The sequence below is a fragment of the Ktedonosporobacter rubrisoli genome (assembly GCF_004208415.1).
GTDB classification, from domain to species: domain Bacteria; phylum Chloroflexota; class Ktedonobacteria; order Ktedonobacterales; family Ktedonobacteraceae; genus Ktedonosporobacter; species Ktedonosporobacter rubrisoli.
In genome coordinates, this window is sequence record NZ_CP035758.1 from 7,430,108 (window position 1) to 7,449,726 (window position 19,619).

Sequence of the window (19,619 nt, forward strand, 5' to 3'; positions counted from 1 at the left end):
ACAGAGAGCCGCCACCCGCCGGGCTGCGGGTACATGTCACCATCAATCGTGCTGCATCTTGTAGCTATACAATAAAAGATCTGCAATCACCTTATCCTGGGTGGGCTAGTAACATTGGCCTCGCCCAGAATCACCCTCTGTTGGAGCAGAATGCATATCACCCTTAGTTTTTCCCTCATTTCAGTACCCAGGAGGCGATTCCAGAAAGGCCACAGTTTCTGTTTCCCCCATAGGCTATGCGAAAATGCATCAGGGAGGTGAGTGCTTGCGGAAGGCTTGTCTACACCTATTAAAGCATTCTTATTGAATGGAAAGAATGTGGCAATAAGGCCACATTTTGCCACATCATTATATCACATTTTGCTTCATAAACAAAGTGAGTAGGTTGAACGTACAAGAAGGCACGAAGCGGCTCGCCAGCGGACGTGAAGCATATATGAGCCTGTGAAGGTTGTCTGGTTGTTGACCAATTTGAGGAACTTGTTGGGAATTATGTTGATTCCCGCATCTGCCCCCATTTGGGAAAATGGAAATGCTTCATGTCCACTGGCTTTATCCAGGTTAAAAGTGACTGCTGGAAGCAGCTCCTCCCATCGATACGCCAGAGTTGGGGGTTGCATTCTGTACGTTGCTGCTTATCCCCGGCATCGCCCCGGCGCTACCTACAAGATTTGTGGCGCAGTAAGGACAATACGTCCAGCGCAGCTCTAGCAGACGCTCACATTTGGGGCATGGCCGCTTAAGTTTTTGGCCACAAGAGGGGCAAACCTGAAAGTCTCCCTCGATGCGAGCATGACAGTTGCTGCAGGTCTGGCGCTCTGTCATCTCTGCCAGCAGAGATTCCTCTTCGAGCTGGCGCTCATAAATCTCTGCCAACGTCTGTCGTGGACGTAGGATGAGATAAATAAAAAGACCACCAACGGGAAAAACCGTCACTAGCACAGTTGAGATGATCTGCGAGAGAAAATCCTGCGTGCGCGAACGAATATCGCGGAAGGTCCATATAATCAGGCTCAACCAGAAAACAACAAGAAAAGCTATTGTACAACCTATAAGAGGCCCCGCCAGCCCTAGTAAGTTCGCTGCCCACGACGGCGTATTACTTGTAGCCGGGCTGGGTGCCGCCAGTAATAGTAGATGTGCATATGCGCTCACAGGACAGATGCCCCTTTCAAAATCAGAGTTTAAAGTACTACATTCCATAGTACAATGTAGTGCGCTTGCAATATTTTTGGCTGCATTACACTGAATTATAACGTTCCGTAAAATGGCCTGATGACAGCATAGGACAAAGGGATAATACTTTATGCAAACACACAGGTCACTATACTTCCTCCACCTATACTCACCTCTATCGACCGCTCAGGCCCTATCTCAATAGGGTCCTGGTACTCTTCCAACAGATTTGCCCTGTATGCCTGTTGGAAGGCGAAGCCTGGCTGAATGCGCGCCTTGATTGTACGAGCGAGCGGGTTATAGATGCGTACAACCAGTTCTGAGCCCTGATTGCGCCGTTTAAGCGCGCTCAGTACCAATTCTCGTGGCTCGATAGAAAGAAGCCCTGACTGAGCTGCTAGCTTGCCGCTATGCTGCCCAGTAACAGCAACACGTGAGGTCACGGGTATATTAAAAGCCTGGGCCTCACGCAAGACCAGCGCTTCTTCGGCTTCCCAGGTCCCCTGATGGGGAACGAGGGCATAGTCGAACTCATAATGGCCCTGACATTGGGCTTCTGGTGTATGTTCCATAGGCCCGGCGTGACCATGACGAGTTGCCAGATCTCCCCGCGAGAGCCATTCCACGCAGCGTAACAGGGTGAGGGCCCCGGCCATCTGTCCCTCCGCAAGGCCCGGACCACGCTGTATCACTTCGTATTCAGGTAGGCCACGATTGAGAATTGCCAACCCCGTCTGCCCATTGCTCAGATCGACAAAGCGCTTCTGGGGAAAGGTATTGACGGGCTCCTCCGCCCACTCGCTTACGTCCGCCGGACGTGATTGCGCTACAGGACGGCTCCTTACTTCAAAGCTTCCTTCGGCGTTTACCTGCTCTACTATATATGATACAGGAAAGATCGCACGTAGGCGATGATCTTTTGCTCTGTTTTCTACACGAGTGTGAAGCTCAATTCGATGCAATCCCGGCGTTAATGAGATATCGCTACTGATGGGACAGATGACCGAACGCACGCTACGTTCGTTGCGATTGGCTGTGCAGGCACCTGGTAAAGCCCATCTGCCGCTGATGCGTAAGGTAGCTTGCACGGGTCCCGCGTTAACCAGCTCAATTCTGGGTGGCTCCTGGGGCTCGCTGATAAGCTGGTCTTGCTCGGGGGGACAATAGGTATACAGGTCGCCTACATCCCCTCCATCTATAAAACGATTCAGGCCCGTGAAAACCACGCCACTTTGTTTATCGGTGATGGTCAGGGTTCCGTCCTGCCTGTTAGCCTCAACACGATAAAATTCATTTTCAATGCTGTTCTCATGGGCCTGCAGGGTCGTTGGGGCACGCTGTTCAGTTCTCGGCGCGTTTGCCTGAATGGGCAGGCCACGCGGGTAGAGCCAGAAGGTTTTGTAGCCATAGGCGGGCAGCCCACTGGCAAGAAATTCGATAGTTTCACGGGCTTGATCGATGAGCGTGATCTCCATTGTGTGAATATCCCCACGCTTTGCTAAATCAAGCACATGCTGGCCGGCGGTTATCAGTTCCTGTTCGCTAATGAATACCCGACCTTTGGGGGCGATCATAATCTCGATGGAGACAACGCCAGCTGAGAGGGGATTGTGCTGCGTCTGGCTGTCGGGCTCCTCTACGTGTATGCGGGAGATGACGTGAGTTTCTTCGCTCTGCCCCAGGGAGGACATGATCATGCTCTGAGCCATCTGGATCAATTGTAGGGGCGTGTCTATGCCTGAAATCGCTACGGCGGCGGCCAGGGTTTCACGTGCAACGGGCATGGAACCAATTTCCTGGCGCCAGCGATTGATCACGCGATAAGGCATATGCTGCCCTTGCTGGTCTACAATGCTGGCGTTATGCAGCGAGCCGGGAAGCTGTACAACTGTCTGGATGCGTTCGCTACGTGGCCCTGGTCCGGGATTGAAGACGATGAGCGGAACTGCTTCATGCCCAACATGGGTAACGGGAAATGGCGCTCGGGTGTCTACGTAGGAGGCTATGTCTTGCATGGCCTGGCTGAGCACGCCCTCGGCAATCTGCTGGCTCTGGGCAAAGCGCACACTGTTTTCGCGATGAACCTGGTCGATACTGCAGCCGCAGATGCTGTCATGGGGATGGTTCTGCAGCAAATATTTCCAGGCTGCTCTGAGCAAACCAGCGGGATAGCTCTTCCCTAACAGCGCGGACCAGGCGGTCAACGGCTCTACCCAGTGCTCTAGCAGGTGCTCGGTAGCGCTGTTCTGCTGTTTGATCCACATGCGCGTAGATAAGACTGCCGGCAGCAAATGAGCATAACGGCTGCTGCGCATCTCGCCGCTAAGCGTCTCAAGGTGGTTATTGTGCTGACCTATGCGCTCGATATACGCCGGGAGGGTGCCTATCTCAATGTGGACTGAGCTATAATTTCCCCGCGCTGAACTGTGCTCTTTGCTCTGTGCTTGAGAGTTAGAGAGCAGTTTATTGGCCGAGGCGATAACTTCTGGTAGGCCGGCCTGCGGCTCCAGATGGTCTGAGCCGTTCATGAAGAGGAGCATATTGGTGGTGGCTTTAGGCAGAAGGTTGGCAATCAGGAGCTCTGCACGCTTAACGAACTCAGCAGGATCAAGGGGCATCTGGCGTGCATTTGAGTAGCCAAGCGGATCGGCAAGATAGATGACCAGCACTTTGCTCCCGTCTGGTGCTGCCCAGGAGAACTCGCTCTTATGCACCTCTTCGCCTACGCCGCGCCAGAATACTGCGCTCGGTATGCCAAAGCCGCGCAGAAGTTGGGGAAGCTGCGCGATATGCCCAAAACAATCGGGCACATAGCCAACGCGCATAGGACCGCCAAGGGCCTGGGTTTGCTCAAAGCCCAGCTGTAAATTGCGAATAAGCGCTTCTCCGCTAACGAGAAATTCGTCGGGCTGCACATACCAGGGTCCAATCAGAATGCGTCCCGCACGGATGTATTTGCGCAAGCGCGCCTCTTGCTCGGACTTGATCTCTAGATAATCTTCTAGCAGGATAGTCTGGCCGTCAAGCATGAAGTAGCTAAAGTTTGGCTCCTGCTCCAGAATATCAAGTAGCCTGTCGACGGTCTTGACCAGGCGCATACGAAATTGCTGAAATGTCTGATACCACTCGCGGTCCCAATGGGTATGGGGAACAAGTATAATGTTTAGTTGCTCGGCCATGGCGCTCCTCAAATGAAAGACGATGGCGATCTCATCCCTGGTGACAGCACACCGGATCTACACTGATTGCAGCGGCTTCTATGAAATCAATACCAGCTATTATAGCCGATTATGAAATACTCTAGCAACCGTAAAACTAGCCAGGCCAGGCTGGTATATTCGCACCTTTCTCGTATCTCTTAGGAGATTTTAATCTAGTTCCAATAAATGGTACTTTTTTCTTATTTTTCCAGCCAGCCTAAAGGTGTTATGATAACTTTGTAACCAATCGTATTTTAATACGTCAAGTCGCTGTACTTGTGGGGGAGTATGGTTCCGAGTTATGATAAGAACAAAGGTTCTTATTCTGTTCTTAAGGAGGTAGCGCATGGCAAGTGGCAGCAGTTATAGCCGCAAAAAGCCAGGATTGTCAAGACCATTAGAGACCTCTTCCCGTGTTCCCCCGCGCGCAACACGCTCTCTTGTTTCGCAGGTAGTTGTTGAGGAAGAGGAACCCGAGACAGAACTCGCTTTGCCTAATACTGAGGATCTGGACCCTGGCTTTGTCTATCCTATGCGCGCAGCAACTACCTACGCCAGTTCGCGGCGCATTACTAGCGAACTTGAGTTCCACCCCTTAGAACGCCATATATTTTGGTTGAGGCGCTGGCATGTTGCGGCAGTTATTGGCGTAGCTTTTCTGGCTATTTTTCTCTCGGTGAGTATTCTTCAAAGGCCAGAAGGTCCCCAGCTCGTGAATTATGCCGGTGGCAAAGTCTATAGTATTCAAGTGGGTGGCGACCTGGCGTCGAGCTGGCAATCTAACAAGCCTATGCCCGCTAAAGTGCCTATCCCGCCGCATTCGGGTCCTTACTCGGTAATGAGCAAGCCTACGATTACTGCCGATTTCATCAACCGCGTGCTGGAAAATTATCATTCGCCCGCCGCCGGCAAGGGGCAGGCCCTCTATGATCTTGGCGTACACTATGGAATTGATCCGGCCTTTGCCCTGGCTTTCTTTATGCATGAAAGCACCTTTGGCACGCAGGGAGAGGCACGCACTACATTTTCCCTGGGCAATCTGCGCTGTATTCCCAGCCGACCATGCGTCGATCAGGATCGGGGCGGCTATGCACAGATGAAGAGTTGGGAAGATGGTTTCCAGGCCTGGTACGAGTTGATCCGCAATCTCTACGTGGCTCAATGGGGGTTAACGACGATTGAACAAATTATTCCTAGATATGCTCCCTCGGCTGACCATAACAATGAGGCTGCCTATATCGGATCGCTCAAGCATGCGCTCGATACCTGGCATCAGGGAAATCTCACACCATAGAAGCTGTCCCCTGGCCCGCCAGAAAATGACGTTCTAGCTAAGCGGGCCGGGCGGGCAGAAACTGCGCTCTGCTCGCCTGGTTGAGTGCTCTGGACATAACTAGACGGAGATTAAGCCCTGCTCAAGCGCTTTACTCAGGGCCTCGGTTCGGCCCGAGACGTTAAGTTTCTGATAGATGTTGGCAAGATGGAAGTTTACTGTGCGTTCGCTGACGTAGAGCTGGGCTGCGATATCTTTGTTGCGTAGCCCGCGGGCCAGTAAACGCAGGACATCCAGTTCGCGTGCCGTCAGGGTCTCATAGGATGCGCCGCGATTCTGGCGCCCGATGCGCGAGAGCAATTTACTGGCGATCTGCGGCTGGATCAGAATTTCTCCGCGTGCCACCGTGCGTATGGCTTGCACCAGTTCGTCAGGAGCAATGTCCTTCAATATATAGCCGTCAGCGCCACTGCGCAATAGTTCATAGAGATATTCCTCGCGCTCCTGGCTTGAGAGCAATAAGACTCTTGTATCCAGGTTAAGCTGTTTAATGCGTTGTGTGGCTTCCAGGCTTTGTCGCTCAGGAAGCTGGGCATCCATCAAGACGACCTGAGGACCCAGCTCAAGCGTCTCGCTTACGGCCTGCACGCCATCGGCAGCTTCCCCTACAACTAATAGACCTGGATAAGTCTCTAGCAAGTGGTGCAGTCCCGCTCTGTTGACGGCAAGGCTATCGACCACAAGAATGCGCAATTGCTGATTAAGCGGAATAAGCGCAGCTTCGCTATTCACAGTATTCGCCTCTGCTGCCCCTGATTCCAATGCGGGGAGCTCATAAGGAAGGCGCGCCATAACCCGCGTGCCCCGCGCTTCCGAACTTGCGATTTCTAGCGTGCCTCCCATTTGTTCGAGGCGCTTGCGCAAATTATACACTGCTGCGGATTCGTTCTCTCCGGGCGAGTCCTCATCAGGGGCTGACCAGAGAGGGGCGTGCTCTTCGACAATGCTTGAGGCAATATTTAAGCCATCGTCCTCAATAGTCATCTGTACGTCGTCTGGCCCATAGGCGAGGGTGAGGCGCAGGCGGCGAGCTCCGGCGTGCTGGCGTACCTGGTAGAGGGCCTCACGCGCGATGAGATACAGCAGACGCGCAGAGGCGGGAGCAAACTGCTGCTCGCGTGACTCTCCCTGTTCATCGGCGCCGGAGAGCGAGATGCGGCTTGACAAAGAGAGCTCTTCGGCAGTCTCTTCGACAAGGCGGGTTAAAGCTTCGGCCAGCGTAATGCCTGCCAGCTCTGTGAGTGGGAGCTCATCGTTTGCTGAGCGCACAAGCGAGAGGGCTTCGCGCGTTATTTGCTCCAGAACTCTCAGCCCTTCGCTGATGCGCTGCCTGTCTACAGGTTCCTCTGCCTGCGGCTTATCGACAAGGGCCTGTAATGCATTGAGCTGGATCATGCCTGTACTGAGGATTTGTAACAGGCGCTCATTGGAACTTGTGGATGAAGCATCTTTGATTTGCTGCATATAGGCTCTCTTTGAGATATATAGGAAAATAAATTGTATCTTCGATCCTGGCTCTTGCCGGACTGGAATAATCCCAGTCCGGCAAAACACTTGCTTTATGGCCTGACTACCAGCCGTCCATCCTCTACTTCGACGTGTACAACTTGTCCATCTTTGAGCGAGCCGCTGGCGATATCGCTATCGAAAGAATGCTCGATCGCCCATTGTTCGCGGGCCGCAAAGTTGCGGGCAGCTGTGCTAAAGCGGATGACGATCAGCACAGGCTTCTCATTGCTTATACTTACCCGGGCTACGTCCCCATCTTGCATGATACCACGTTTTATCTCGCTGTCCACGCGCTTACGCAACTTTTCATGTTCCTGCGCAGGAAGAGAGGTATCGCCGTTGCTATAGTGCAGCGAGACCAGGACCAGCTTGCCGTTGTAGGTTGAGAATACCACTTCGTCGCCCTCGCGCACGGTTCCGTTCAAGGTATCCCGCGCAAGTTTGTTCTCAACTTCGCGCTGAATAACGCGTTTGAGGGGACGCGCGCCAAACTGGGGATCGTAGCCTTCGTTTGCCAGTAGCTCTCTAGCCTCATCGCTGATATAAAGCGTGATATGCCGATCCAGCAGGCGCGGGCGCAAATGATTGAGCTGAATATCGACGATATTCATCATCTGCTTGCTACTGATGCTCTGGAAGATGATAATCTCATCGATGCGATTGATAAATTCGGGACGGAAGCCCTCTTCGCGCAGGCGTTGCCTCACTGAACGCTGGATGCTATCCTCGTCAAGGCCGTCATACTCGCGCAGCCAGCTTGAGCCCACATTGCTGGTCATGATGATCACTGTATTCTTGAAGTCTACAGTTCGGCCCTGGCCATCGGTCAGGCGGCCATCGTCAAGCAGTTGGAGGAGAACATTAAAGACTTCCGGCGCGGCCTTCTCGATCTCATCCAGCAGCACTACGCTATAGGGATGGCGGCGCACAGCTTCGGTTAATTGTCCGCCCTCCTCGTAGCCAACATAGCCAGGAGGCGCGCCAATGAGGCGCGAAACCGAATGCTTCTCCATGTATTCTGACATGTCGATGCGCACCATTGCCTGCTCATCGTCGAAGAGGAACTCGGCCAGGGCGCGCGCAAGTTCGGTTTTACCCACTCCGGTTGGGCCAAGGAAGAGAAAGCTGGCCAGCGGACGATTGGGATCTTGTAGGCCTGCACGCGAGCGCCGAATGGCATCCGCAACGGCGCGCAAAGCTGGCTCCTGTCCCACTACGCGTTCACGTAAGCGATCCTCCATCGTAAGCAGCTTCTGGACTTCGGCCTCCATGAGCTTCGAGACCGGAATATGCGTCCACTTCGAAACGATTTCGGCGACGTCTTCAGAATCTACTTCTTCTTTGAGCATGTAGCCACCGGGGCGACTTGATAGGGTAGCTTCAAGATCCTGAATGCGCTTCTCCAGCGTCTCAAGGGTACTATAGCGCAGGCGCGACATTGCCTCGTAGTCGTAGGCGCGCTCGGCCTTCTCGTAGGCAACCTGAGCATCCTCCAGCTCTTTCTTTAGCGTGCGCAGCTCCTCAACAGGCTTGCGCTCATTCTCAAGGGCCAGGCGCATGCTGCGCAACTGCTCGCTGAGATTCTCTATCTCGCGCTCAACCTTTTCGCGGCGCTCGCGGCTGGCCGGATCTGTCTCTTTCTTCAGGGCTTCCTGCTCGACCTGCAGCTGTCGCACGCGCCTATCCAATGCATCAACCTCGCTTGGTGTGCTATCCAGCTCGACGCGCCGATGGCTGGCCGCCTCATCTATAAGATCTATGGCCTTATCGGGCAAGAAGCGATCAGTAATATAGCGATTGGAAAGCACAGCAGCCGTAACCAGAGCACTGTCCTGGATACGTACGCCGTGATGGACTTCGTAGCGCGGCTTCAAACCGCGTAAAATGCTTATGGTATCTTCAACAGATGGGGGCTCGATCATAACCGGCTGGAAGCGGCGCTCAAGGGCTGCATCCTTCTCGATATACTTGCGATACTCATCGAGCGTGGTGGCACCGATACAATGCAGCTCACCACGGGCCAGCATAGGCTTGAGCATATTTGAGGCGTCCATGGCACCTTCAGCCGCGCCAGCCCCCACCAGCGTATGGAGCTCATCGATAAAAAGAATAATGCCACCTTCTGAGCTGGTTACTTCCTTGAGCACGGCCTTCAGACGTTCCTCGAATTCGCCACGAAACTTGGCCCCGGCAACCAGGGCCCCCAGGTCCAGGGTGACCACATGCTTGTCGGCCAGGGTTTTGGGGATATCGCCACGCACGATGCGCTGCGCCAGGCCTTCGACAATTGCAGTTTTGCCCACGCCAGGCTCGCCGATCAGGACTGGATTATTCTTGGTGCGACGGCTCAGGACCTGAATGACGCGCCTGATTTCTTCATCGCGTCCAATCACAGGATCTAGCTTGCCCTGACGAGCCAGCTCGGTCAGGTCCCGGCCATATTTTTCAAGGGATTGATATTTGCCCTCAGGATTCTGATCGGTTACGCGCTGCGCTCCACGAATGGCGGTAAGAGCTTTTAAGGCCTCATCGCGCGTCAAGCCCGCAGCTTTTAAGGCGCGCTGCGCCGAGCTCTCTACCTCGAACATTGCTAGCATCAGGTGCTCGACGCTAAGATATTCATCCCTGAATTGCTTCATTTCATTCCAGGCGTCCTCCAGCACCTTGCGCGCGGCGGGCGAGAGCGAGGGCTCGCTACCACCGTAGACGCGTGGCAATCTATCCAGCTCGTTCTCGATAAATCGTTCAGCCGCAGCAATGTTGCCTCCTGCCCCTTTAATTACCTGGGGTACAACTCCCCCTTCCTGCCTCAACAAAGCATCAAGAATGTGGATTGGCTCGATCTGGCTGTGATTATAGCTTTGGGCCAGCTCAGAGGCCTCCTGTATGGCCTCTCGCGCTTTATCTGTTAATCGCTCTAATTTCATAGAACAACATCCTTTACTGCTTAGCTTAAGTTTTTCCTAGTCTCAATATATCACATTGAAACGAACATTGCAAAATATTTGAGTGTGGTGTTATCAAAGTTTGTGATAAGAACAGGATAAGAGTTCTCTCTCTTGCCCGTCGATGATATACTTGAGCCAGTATGGAACGGGATGTACTGAGTAGCCAGCAATCCGCGCAACCCGACGAAAAAAAGCTTGCGGCCGCTATTGAGAGCCTGTTGTTTGTCTCTGGGCGTCCGTTGGAGCGCGCCGAGCTGCGAAAGCTGCTTAATATTGACGAGCATGATCTCTCATCAAGTTTACAGCGCCTGGAAACCGATCTGCTTGCTGCGGAAAGGGGCGTTAGGCTGCAACGGCTGGGAGATCAGCTGCAGCTTGTGACTGCGCCCGAGAACGCGCGCTATGTCGCGGCCTTGCTGGGCTTGCCAATGACGGCTAAGCTGACGACTGCGGCCTTAGAGACGCTAGCGGTTGTGGCTTATCGGCAACCAATCACGCGTAGCCAGATAGAGGCGGTCCGTGGCGTCAATAGTGATCGCGCGCTGGCGAGCCTGATCCAATATGGTCTGGTTGTAGAGATAGGGCGCGCGCAGACGATAGGCAGGCCTGCACTCTTCGCCACAACCCCTGATTTTCTGCAGCAGTTTGGCTTGACCAGCCTGGAGCAACTTCCCCATGTTATGAGCGAAGAGCACGGTACGGCCTCAGCTGGCCATGCTAGTAGAGAGGAACAAAGTTAATGCGCATTGGTCGTCATATGCCGACGAATTCGAAGCCGCTCAAAGCAGCGCAGATTGCTCAACAGATCGGCTGTGAAGCTATTCAGATCTTTGCCAGCAATCCTACTGCCTGGCAACCACCTGCCGATAATCCCGAAGGGGCCATGGCCTTTGCCCAGGTGGCATGCGAGTGTAATCTTGATCCCGTAGTGCTCCACGCACCGTATCTTATCAATCTGGCTTCGCCTGAAGATGTCAACTGGGAAAAATCTATTGCTTTACTCACCTGGACCTTGCAGCGGGGCGCTTTGCTCGGAGCTAAGTATGTGATCTTTCATACGGGAAGTCATCGCGGCGCCGGTATTGAGGTCGGCATGGAGCGGATTGCCCAGGCCGTGGCACGTATCTTGCCCCAGACTCCTGAATCTGTGATGCTCCTGCTTGAGAATGATGTCGGGGCAAAAAATTCTGTGGGGCACAGCTTTGAGCAGCTTGCGGCTATTTTGGGCCGCTTACCGCAGTATAATGAACGTCTGGGGGTCTGCCTGGATACTGCTCATTTGTGGGGAGCTGGCTATGATATCTCGCAGGCGGAATCCACAAGGCAGATAATCGAGAACTTTGCCAGCGTTATCGGCCTGGCCAGGCTGAAAATAATTCACCTCAACGATACTGAAAAGTTGCTAGGGAGCCATCGCGATGTGCATGCCCGCCTGGGCGAAGGCGTAATCGGTGAGGATGGCTTGCGCGTGTTGCTCACGGAGCCGCGCCTGGCTCACGCCGCTGTCATTATGGAGACTCCTATTCAGACCGATAGCGAGCAAAAAGAGGATTGGGAGCAGGATGCAAAGCAGATTGCCATGGCTAAAAGCCTGCTGCAGCCTCTTGTTAAGAGCGAGCTGACCGATCTTTAGGCTACTGAGGCAACGAACAGGGAAAAGAAAGCATGTCACTTGTGGATAAACATAGTAATTTTGCTGAATCGTATCTGGGCCAGTTGTGCAAACTTGTTTTCTCGGGCAGTGTGAGAGAAAATTTGCACAAGGAAAAGCAGTTATGAACAAAAACCTCGTCATCGATTCTTTTGAACAACAGTATCAGCCTGTGTTTTCAAGCAAGTCACTGGGATGGAATAGCATTGAAGCTGCGCGTTATTTCCTTTCGCCTGGTCACGTCTCTAAGAATCTTCCCGTCCACTTGCTTCTGCTCTACCTTGGAGAGCCAAGCATGATGGTACAAATGGGTTCCACGTCCACCAGTAACATATTCGTCAAGAAGGGCGAACATGCTTTTGTGCCCGCAGGGAGAAGGCTTGAGGGAAACTGGTCGATGGATGCTGATTTTCTCTTCTTGAATTTCGATCCGATATTTATGCGCTCTCTTCTTGAAGCAAGCGATATTGAGGCAAACCGTATTGAACTTCTCTCACACAGCTTCTTGCCCGACCAAGAGAGTGAGCAATTGGGGCAAATGTTGCTCCGTGAGATCCATTCCTCAGGCTTCAATACACGACTCTATGCCGAATCGTTGGCTACCACGCTCGCGCTCCATTTGTTGCGGCACTACAGTACGCTCCAAAAAAGAGAGCAGAGCGCCACCAGGGGTCTGAGTAAGACGCAACTTCGCCAGACGCTTGAGTATGTGCATGAATATTACGCGCAAGACCTCTCAGTTGCTGAATTGGCCGCTGCTGCCAATGTGAGTCCTTCGCACTTCGCACGACTCTTCAAGAGAACTATAGGTATGGCACCACACGAGTACCTTATCGCCTGCCGTATTGAGTGTGCTAAGAAACTCCTCTTGACTGAAGATATCTCGATTCACGAAATTGCCTCTCAATGTGGTTTTGCCGACCAAAGTCACCTCACACGCCATTTCCAGCGCATGGTAGGTGTGACACCCGGAGAACTCCGAAAAGATCGCAGGAACGTTCTACGATTGGGTAGGAACGTTCAAGACAGAGAAGGTCCATCTATCTTACACTCTTTTAAGTAAAGGCATCCCGTTGGTGCCTTCCATAGACAACGATTGCGTTCTATGGAGTCGTAATGCTTTTCGTTTTTTTGCCCAGAGAGCTTCGCGTATCTCAATAGTTGAGGTGCAGAAGCAGCGCCTTTCGCTGGTCTGACAAATTCTTTTCGTAGCAACAAAACAGACGTTGCATCGGTCGTCAGGCTCTCGCAAATGGTAGTTTTCGTCAGACTCACAAAAGTTATCTGGCAGAAGCCAGCAACCATTAGAGAACATTGGCCCGCTTGGTAGGCTGATCGAGAGTAAAGCAGCGAAAAGGTATCGGAAGTGTATTGAGTCAAACAACAGCACGCACTGGCAGGGCAATACTACGAGGACTCACCCGAGGGAGGAAACATGACGCAGACAGTACTCATTACAGGATGCTCATCTGGCTTTGGAAAAGCATCAGCTCTCACATTCCGGAGCGCAGGGTGGAATGTTGTGGCAACAATGCGCAATACCGATCAGTGGGAAGAGACCCAAGACTCAGCGGGCATTTTCGTGACGAAGCTTGACGTCCAAAATGAAGCGACGATTCACCAGGCGATCACGCTCGGCGTTGAGCGATTTGGTCGTATCGATTGCGTCGTCAATAATGCTGGCATGGGGTTGTTCTCCGTCTTTGAAGCAACCCCGATGGAAACGATCAAAGTGCTCTTTAGCACAAATGTTTTTGGCCCGATGCTCGTGACGCAAGCCATCCTTCCGCACTTTCAAGCGAACGGTGGTGGGCGCATCATCAACATCACTTCGGGCTCGGCCACTGTACCGGATCCACTGATGTCGGCTTACAGCGCGAGTAAGGGCGCTCTTCATTGTTTCACAGAAGCGCTGCAATACGAGATGCAGAGCCAGAATGTGACGGTGAAAATCGTTGAGCCGGGATTCGTAGCAAGCACGCAATTTACTCAGCAGTCTCAGCAAACTGCAAACGCAATTCCAATTCCACCTTCATATCAAGCCTATGTCGCTCAGAGGATAGCCTCCTTTATGGGCGAGCCGCCCAAGGACTACTTTGGGACTGAGAACGATGTCGCAGAAGCTGTGCTCGCAGCCGCCACAGATACTACTGGCAAGCTACGCTTCCTGGTGGGGCAAGATGTAAAGGACAGCGATCGGATGCGGCGTGCTCCATCTACAGAATACGACAATTGGAGGAACTCCCGATTCGCTCCCCGATGATGTCCCTCTTTCGATTTTATTGTGGCCGACGTAGGATAGAGGGGTCCCAACATTTTTCTCCCCAAAATCGCCTTGGCGAATTCTTAGCGGGGATTTTGAGGGGGGAAAATGTTGGGACCCCAAATAACTTTCCCTAGAGATGCCTCTTGCTTAGAGTGTGGAATTACATATTCGCATCCATGCTCCTTTGCATCGACGGATTTTCATTAGCCGGCCCAAATGCCTGGCTCAATGGAGTCGCTACCTTACCTTTCAAAAAAGCATTGTGGATTCGTCCTCTTCCTATCTAATCGCTAGTTTCCCTGATTCTGTGAATACTAGTATAGCAGAGCAGGTTAAATTAAGCAGGAGAAAGGCTGAAAGAGGATAAATATCCCTGCTTTTTCACAGCTTTATGCGGAATTTCTCATCCATTTATTTAAATTGCTCTAGCTGGGGAAGAAAATATGAAAACGATAATGCGCTATTATATAGATATTTTAATCAAAAATTGTATTCCCAGTTGTGTTTCAGGATCTTCACAGGGCCAATTTATTTAGCAATGCTAAACTCTTAGCAGGAAGGGAGAAGGGCGGGGAAAGAAAGGGTGGTAAAGACAATGAGGTCTCTACCACTCACCCCGATACTTGAGGGAGATTTTTTCAAGTTCAAGGCGATATCCCTTCACAATACTTTCGTCCTCTGCATGAAAATCGAGTGCTGGCACATGCACAAAACCCATGCGCTTATACATCTTGTTTGCTGCTAGCATCATGTCCCCGGTATGCAGTCCTACTGTAGAATATCCACGGTCTTGTGCTCGCTTGATACATTCAAGCATAAGGGCTTTGCCAATGCCGTGCCCCTGAAGTGACAGGTCCACGGCTAGTAGCCGCACCTCTGGTCCCGTTGCCTCTACAGGGGCATCATAATGGTAAGCTCTCATCGAAGGCGGGTAGAGCTGAACACTACCGACGATCTTGCCTGCATATTCGGCCACGATACGCTCCACTGGTCCCTCTTCAGCGAGTCCAGAGAGAATCGCCTGCTGCAAGAGTGCCCAAAGTGGCGGTGATGCTATCGTCTCATACTGTTTGTATGCGGCCAACGTCACGGAGCGTATTGCTTCCCTTTCACTTATGCTTGCATCCCGAATGTGAACAGGAAATTTTTCTTGCTCCACGCTAGTTTCTCCTTTTTCTATTTTATACATTTTATTTTGCTTTGAAATTTTTGCAGTTTTAGCCGATAAATGCTCATGTATCTCGATAGTTGAGAAGCAGAAAAGGCAAGTTTCCGGGGCAATCTGCTGCAAGGCTTTTCTAAACCAGCAGGCGGCCATGCAATAGGTTACCCGATGCCAGTCTGCCGCATGGCAGAGCAACGGTGAGCATCATAAACGTGCTTCTAGCATAACCAACTTACTGGAAACCTTATAGGAAAATCTTGCGGTTTTGCGGGTGCTTCTTTGCGTCAATTTCCCAGTTGATACGGAAGTTGGAAGGGCAAAAGGGGATAAACTCGCTAGCAAGGAAGATCGGGAAATGTTAACGAAGCTTGACTACCGTGAGCAAATGATAACTATCATCTATATTCGCTAATCTGCGAGCATCTGCTTAAGTAGAGGGCGTAGCTTTGTGTTTCTTATGGGAAGGAGTTGGGGTTATAGCGCCCTCAGGCGTTGGGCTGGGAGTTGGCGTTATGCTCGCTTGAGGGGTAGGGGAAGGCGTCACCTGCTGCGTAGGACTGGCCTGCGGAGTAGGTGTGGGGGAAGGAAGCCGGGTAGGGGAAGGTGTTGGGCTCGGGACGGAGGTTGGCGTTGCTGCGGGTGGCGAAGAACCTGGGTCTGGAGTCGCGCTTGGTGTTGGATGGGCTGGAGGCGATTGCGTTGGCTTTGGACTCGGCTGCGGCGTGGGCGTCAGCTTAGGAGGCGAAGCCGTAGGGCTCGGCGTCGGAGGCGAAGCCGTAGGTGTTGGTGGCGGCGTTGTGGGAGTTGGCGTTACACCCGTAATTTTGAGTGTAACGCTCACAACCTGTGGATCTCCCACGCTGGGCTTTATCGTCACTGTAGCTGTATAGTTGCCAGCTGCCAGGCCTGTTGTATTTACCGAGAATTTTATAGCCGTGCTTGCGCCAGAAGCAGCGCTCCCGCTTGCCGGGCTCACTGAGAGCCAGCTCGCCTTGGGATCGCCACTCGCTGTCCAGGTAAGGCCATCCCCACCCGTATTGGTAGCCATAAGGGATATTGGCGCGGGAGAAGCCCCTCCCACGCTATCGCTGAAGCTCAGCTTCGTGCTGCTTAACTGCAAGGCTGGCGTGGCCACATTAACCGTGATGGGAATAGTTATCGGGCTGCCGGCAATCGCTGCACCGCTGCTTGGATCGACGGCTGTCACTATTAGACTGCCTTGATAGCTCTTGCCTCCCTGCACGCCAGTTACATCAGCCGTGAGCGTAACTGCGTCGCTGGCTCCTCCAGCCAGGTTTTTATCTGCATTTGGCGCTAGTGAGAGGAAGGACGGCGAATCTTTGGAGAGCGCCGCCGTCCAGCTCAACGGTAAGCCACCGCTATTATTGATAGTCAACTGTTGCGAGGCTTTCCCGGTTGTCGCATTGATAGTTATCGACGAAGGGCTCGCGCCAAGCGTTGCCGCCGAATTGACGGTAAGGGCAACTCCTACAGACTGAGGGCTGCCAGCAATCGCTGTACCATTACTGGTTCCGTCCAAAGAGATCGAACCAGTATAGGAGCCGGCGGCCAGGGCAGAAGAGGCCACGTTGACTGTGAAGGTAGCGCTTCCTCCCGGCGAGACCTGTGCGTTAGCTGGCGAGACTGAGAGCCAACCTTTGCCTGAGGCCATTGCCGCGGTCGGCGTAATAGTTACCGGACCATTACAATTGCTGCTTACTCCCACTGTGAAGGTTTGCGGAGCCGGGTTGCTTCCAACAGCCGCCGAGAAGCTCTTCTTTGTAGCTGATGGTGCCTGCAAGCTACAGGGCGGGCTAACTGTGAATGTGACATTGACGGTCTGACTCTCGCCTATGGGCTGTTGAGTTACGCTATCAACGGCGGCGATAGTTACAAGACCCTGATAGGTGCCAGGGGCCAGACCTGCTGCCGAGACTTTCACGCTGGTTGTACCGGCGTTATTAAGCGTAGCGCTACCCGAAGCCGAGCTCACCGAGAGCCAGGAGCCACTGGCCGCTGTTGTGCCCACGTTAGCTGTCCAGTTGAGGGCGTTCGCACAAGCTCCGCTGGCGCCGATCGAGATGGCCTGGGGCTTGGGATCTGTCGCGCTAGCCGTTGAACTGAAGTTCAGGCTGGCAGGGTTGACATTGATCGTGCAAGGACCTACAACCGTCAGGTTAACCGGGATCGTTTGGGGACTACCCGAAGCCGCGTTGCCAGAGCCATCGGTACCATTAATGGTGATCGTACCAGTATAGTTGCCGGGGCTGAGATTCGCCGGCGGCGAGACGCTGACGTTTAATGCTGTCGATTTCTGCCCGTTTAGCGCACCACTGGCCGGCGAGACGCTTAGCCAGTTGCCTGTAGACGACTGCGCTTTTGCTGTCCAGTTCAGGGAACCATTACCCGAGTTCTGTAAGGTAATGGCTTGCCCGGAAGGATCTGAGCCGGCCGTAGCTTTGAAGTTCAGGGCATTGGCATTAATATTCATTACCGGAGCTGCCGGCTGACCTATAGCCAGGGTTACTGCCAGGGTCTGCGTGCCCGCGTCCGAAGTGATATCAATCGTGCCATGATAGGTGCCAGGAGCCAGGCCCTGCGTGTTTACACCAACTGCTGGCGACGCGGGAGTGCTGCCCTGTTGCGCGCTAATTGTTAGCCAGTTGGCGTTGCTTGATGCGTTCCATTTCACGCCGGACTGACAACCCTCCGAGCCTCCAATATTCACTTTTTGGGCAGCCGGAGAGCCTTGCTGATAAGCTCCACTAAAGGTGAGCATCGACGGCGAAAGCTGGAGCGTACAGCGCGGCGAGATAGTCACGCTGACGTAGACCTTCTGCGGGCTGTTCTGGGCCGAGCCCTGGCCAGTAAAGGTGACAGCGCCATTATAGGTGCCCGGCAACAGCGAGCTGCTATTAACGCGTATCTGTACTGTCTGGCTGGAACCTGCCGCGACAGAAGCAGATTGTGGCGAAACGCTTAACCAGTCGGAATCCGTCGAAGCGCTCCACTGCAATGTCTGCTTGCCCGGATTGTTAAGGGTTACAGTTTGAGCATCTGGTGATGCGCCTCCATCGGTAGCCGAGAAGGAGAGCGCGCCCGGCGAGGTCTGCAAGCTGGCCGAAGGTGCTGACTGTAGCTGCGAGACCTGCATTTTGGCTCCGATAACGCCATTTCCTGCATTCGAAATGAAGGCAATCGCCGCATTATAAGAGCCCGGGTCCAGGTGCGAGCGGTCGGCGACAATGGTTATCTTCATATTCTGCCCGGAGACAAAGGTGCCGCTCTTGGGCGTGATCTGTATCCAGGACTGGTTGCTGCTCGCCTTCCAGGAGATCTGGCCGCCACCAATGTTGGTGAGGGTTACGGTTTGCGCTGTGCTTGAGCCCTGGGGCCCATTGCCAAAATCTAGCGAGGATTGCGAGAGCTGTAGATGCGAGGGGCGCAGCGAGTTTCCTTGCCCCGTGACTAAAATAGGAAATGAGGCAATCTTATGCGTAGCCGCATCTTCAGCGTTGATTGTGTGGGGACCTGCTTCCCAGTCCGGACCAACGGTGATGGTATCGGTAAATTTGCCATTGCCGTCTGCCGAGATAATGACGGAGCCGCTGGTATCAACAACTGGAATCGAGTTATCGCGCGTAAGACCAATATGCCCCTGTGAGCTGAAGTTAGCTCCGCGCAGGGTCATTGTCGCGCCTATTGCCACGCTCTGAGGAGTAACTTCCAGTGAGAGGCCATTGTTGGAACTGCCGGTGATGCCTTTGCCCAACGTGGCGATAACGCCAAAAACGCCGCTTAAAACCAGCACAATTACAACACCAAGGCTCACCCATACAAAAATAGCTGGAGGGAGACGCCGGGAAGAGCCTGGCCCTTTGAGCAGGACCGGTTGCTTCTGGCTCACTGGCCTGGGTGGCAGCGTCACAGGGATGCGATGAGGGGAGGGTTGGACTTCTTTATGCCATGTTACCTGCTCGCTACTATCCAGAACTGTCGTCCTTCTACGGGACTCGCCCATTGTCTGGTCCTGTTCGGGTAGAGGGATATTATAATCATTGTCAGGATGCCTGCTCACATTGACTGTCGCAGGACGCGATATACCCGTGCGGTCCTGGTCGGGTGTCTCAAATTGGGGAAGCTGCGCCAGCGTTGGCTCGTCGGCAATACCACTTTCAGCGAATGGTCCTGCTTTGTTGACCGTCTTATCCTGTACGGTCGTCCCTTCCATCAAGCTCGTTTGATGCTCGTCCTCCTCTGAGGGCTCCTGGTCTGTCGCGCTAATGGACTTGCCGCACATAGCGCAGAAATTAGCCTCATCCGGTAGTGGCTCGTCGCAATGCGGACAGCGTGAACTATTCATTATATGGC

The 19,619-nt window shown here is 53.2% G+C and carries 11 protein-coding genes; 5 read left to right on the plus strand and 6 right to left on the minus strand.

Going from position 1 to position 19,619, the window contains the following annotated elements:
* Window positions 1-561 precede the first annotated feature (561 nt).
* Together EPA93_RS32275 and EPA93_RS32280 are read right to left on the minus strand one after the other, a co-directional pair.
* The gene (locus EPA93_RS32275) at window positions 562-1,155 is read right to left on the minus strand and encodes a zinc ribbon domain-containing protein (protein ID WP_165423538.1); all 594 of its coding nucleotides are present in this window, start codon (window positions 1,153-1,155) and stop codon (window positions 562-564) included.
* 149 nt (window positions 1,156-1,304) lie between these two features.
* Entirely contained in the window at window positions 1,305-4,355 is a 3,051-nt protein-coding gene (locus EPA93_RS32280; RefSeq protein ID WP_129891463.1) for an alpha-mannosidase, read from the minus strand.
* Between the two features lie 367 nt (window positions 4,356-4,722).
* Here EPA93_RS32280 and EPA93_RS32285 point away from each other — a divergent pair, with 367 nt between their 5' ends.
* Window positions 4,723-5,670, plus strand: coding sequence for a glucosaminidase domain-containing protein (locus EPA93_RS32285; RefSeq protein WP_129891464.1), 948 nt, complete (start codon window positions 4,723-4,725; stop codon window positions 5,668-5,670).
* 99 nt (window positions 5,671-5,769) lie between these two features.
* Here the strand turns inward: EPA93_RS32285 and EPA93_RS32290 are convergent, their stop codons facing one another.
* Together EPA93_RS32290 and clpB are read right to left on the minus strand one after the other, a co-directional pair.
* Window positions 5,770-7,173, minus strand: coding sequence for a helix-turn-helix transcriptional regulator (locus EPA93_RS32290; RefSeq protein ID WP_129891465.1), 1,404 nt, complete (start codon window positions 7,171-7,173; stop codon window positions 5,770-5,772).
* 95 nt (window positions 7,174-7,268) lie between these two features.
* The gene (clpB, locus tag EPA93_RS32295; RefSeq protein ID WP_242527183.1) at window positions 7,269-10,145 is read right to left on the minus strand and encodes an ATP-dependent chaperone ClpB; all 2,877 of its coding nucleotides are present in this window, start codon (window positions 10,143-10,145) and stop codon (window positions 7,269-7,271) included.
* 161 nt (window positions 10,146-10,306) lie between these two features.
* Between clpB and scpB the strand changes: the two genes are divergently transcribed.
* The 4 genes from scpB (at window position 10,307) to EPA93_RS32315 (ending at window position 14,080) form a co-directional block, all read left to right on the plus strand.
* On the plus strand, window positions 10,307-10,906 hold the full coding sequence (gene scpB / locus EPA93_RS32300; protein WP_129891466.1) for an SMC-Scp complex subunit ScpB: 600 nt from the start codon (window positions 10,307-10,309) through the stop codon (window positions 10,904-10,906).
* Window positions 10,906-11,799 (plus strand): deoxyribonuclease IV, encoded by an 894-nt coding sequence (locus EPA93_RS32305; RefSeq protein ID WP_129891467.1) that lies wholly within the window; start codon window positions 10,906-10,908, stop codon window positions 11,797-11,799. The genes scpB and EPA93_RS32305 overlap by 1 nt, the downstream gene beginning before the upstream one ends.
* A 142-nt stretch (window positions 11,800-11,941) precedes the next feature.
* The gene (locus EPA93_RS32310; RefSeq protein ID WP_129891468.1) at window positions 11,942-12,880 is read left to right on the plus strand and encodes a helix-turn-helix domain-containing protein; all 939 of its coding nucleotides are present in this window, start codon (window positions 11,942-11,944) and stop codon (window positions 12,878-12,880) included.
* 372 nt (window positions 12,881-13,252) lie between these two features.
* Entirely contained in the window at window positions 13,253-14,080 is an 828-nt protein-coding gene (locus EPA93_RS32315; protein ID WP_129891469.1) for an SDR family oxidoreductase, read from the plus strand.
* 607 nt (window positions 14,081-14,687) lie between these two features.
* Here the strand turns inward: EPA93_RS32315 and EPA93_RS32320 are convergent.
* Window positions 14,688-15,242, minus strand: coding sequence for a GNAT family N-acetyltransferase (locus EPA93_RS32320; protein WP_165423539.1), 555 nt, complete (start codon window positions 15,240-15,242; stop codon window positions 14,688-14,690).
* A 433-nt stretch (window positions 15,243-15,675) separates the two neighbouring features.
* On the minus strand, window positions 15,676-19,611 hold the full coding sequence (locus tag EPA93_RS32325) for a BACON domain-containing protein (protein WP_129891471.1): 3,936 nt from the start codon (window positions 19,609-19,611) through the stop codon (window positions 15,676-15,678).
* Window positions 19,612-19,619: the final 8 nt, after the last annotated feature.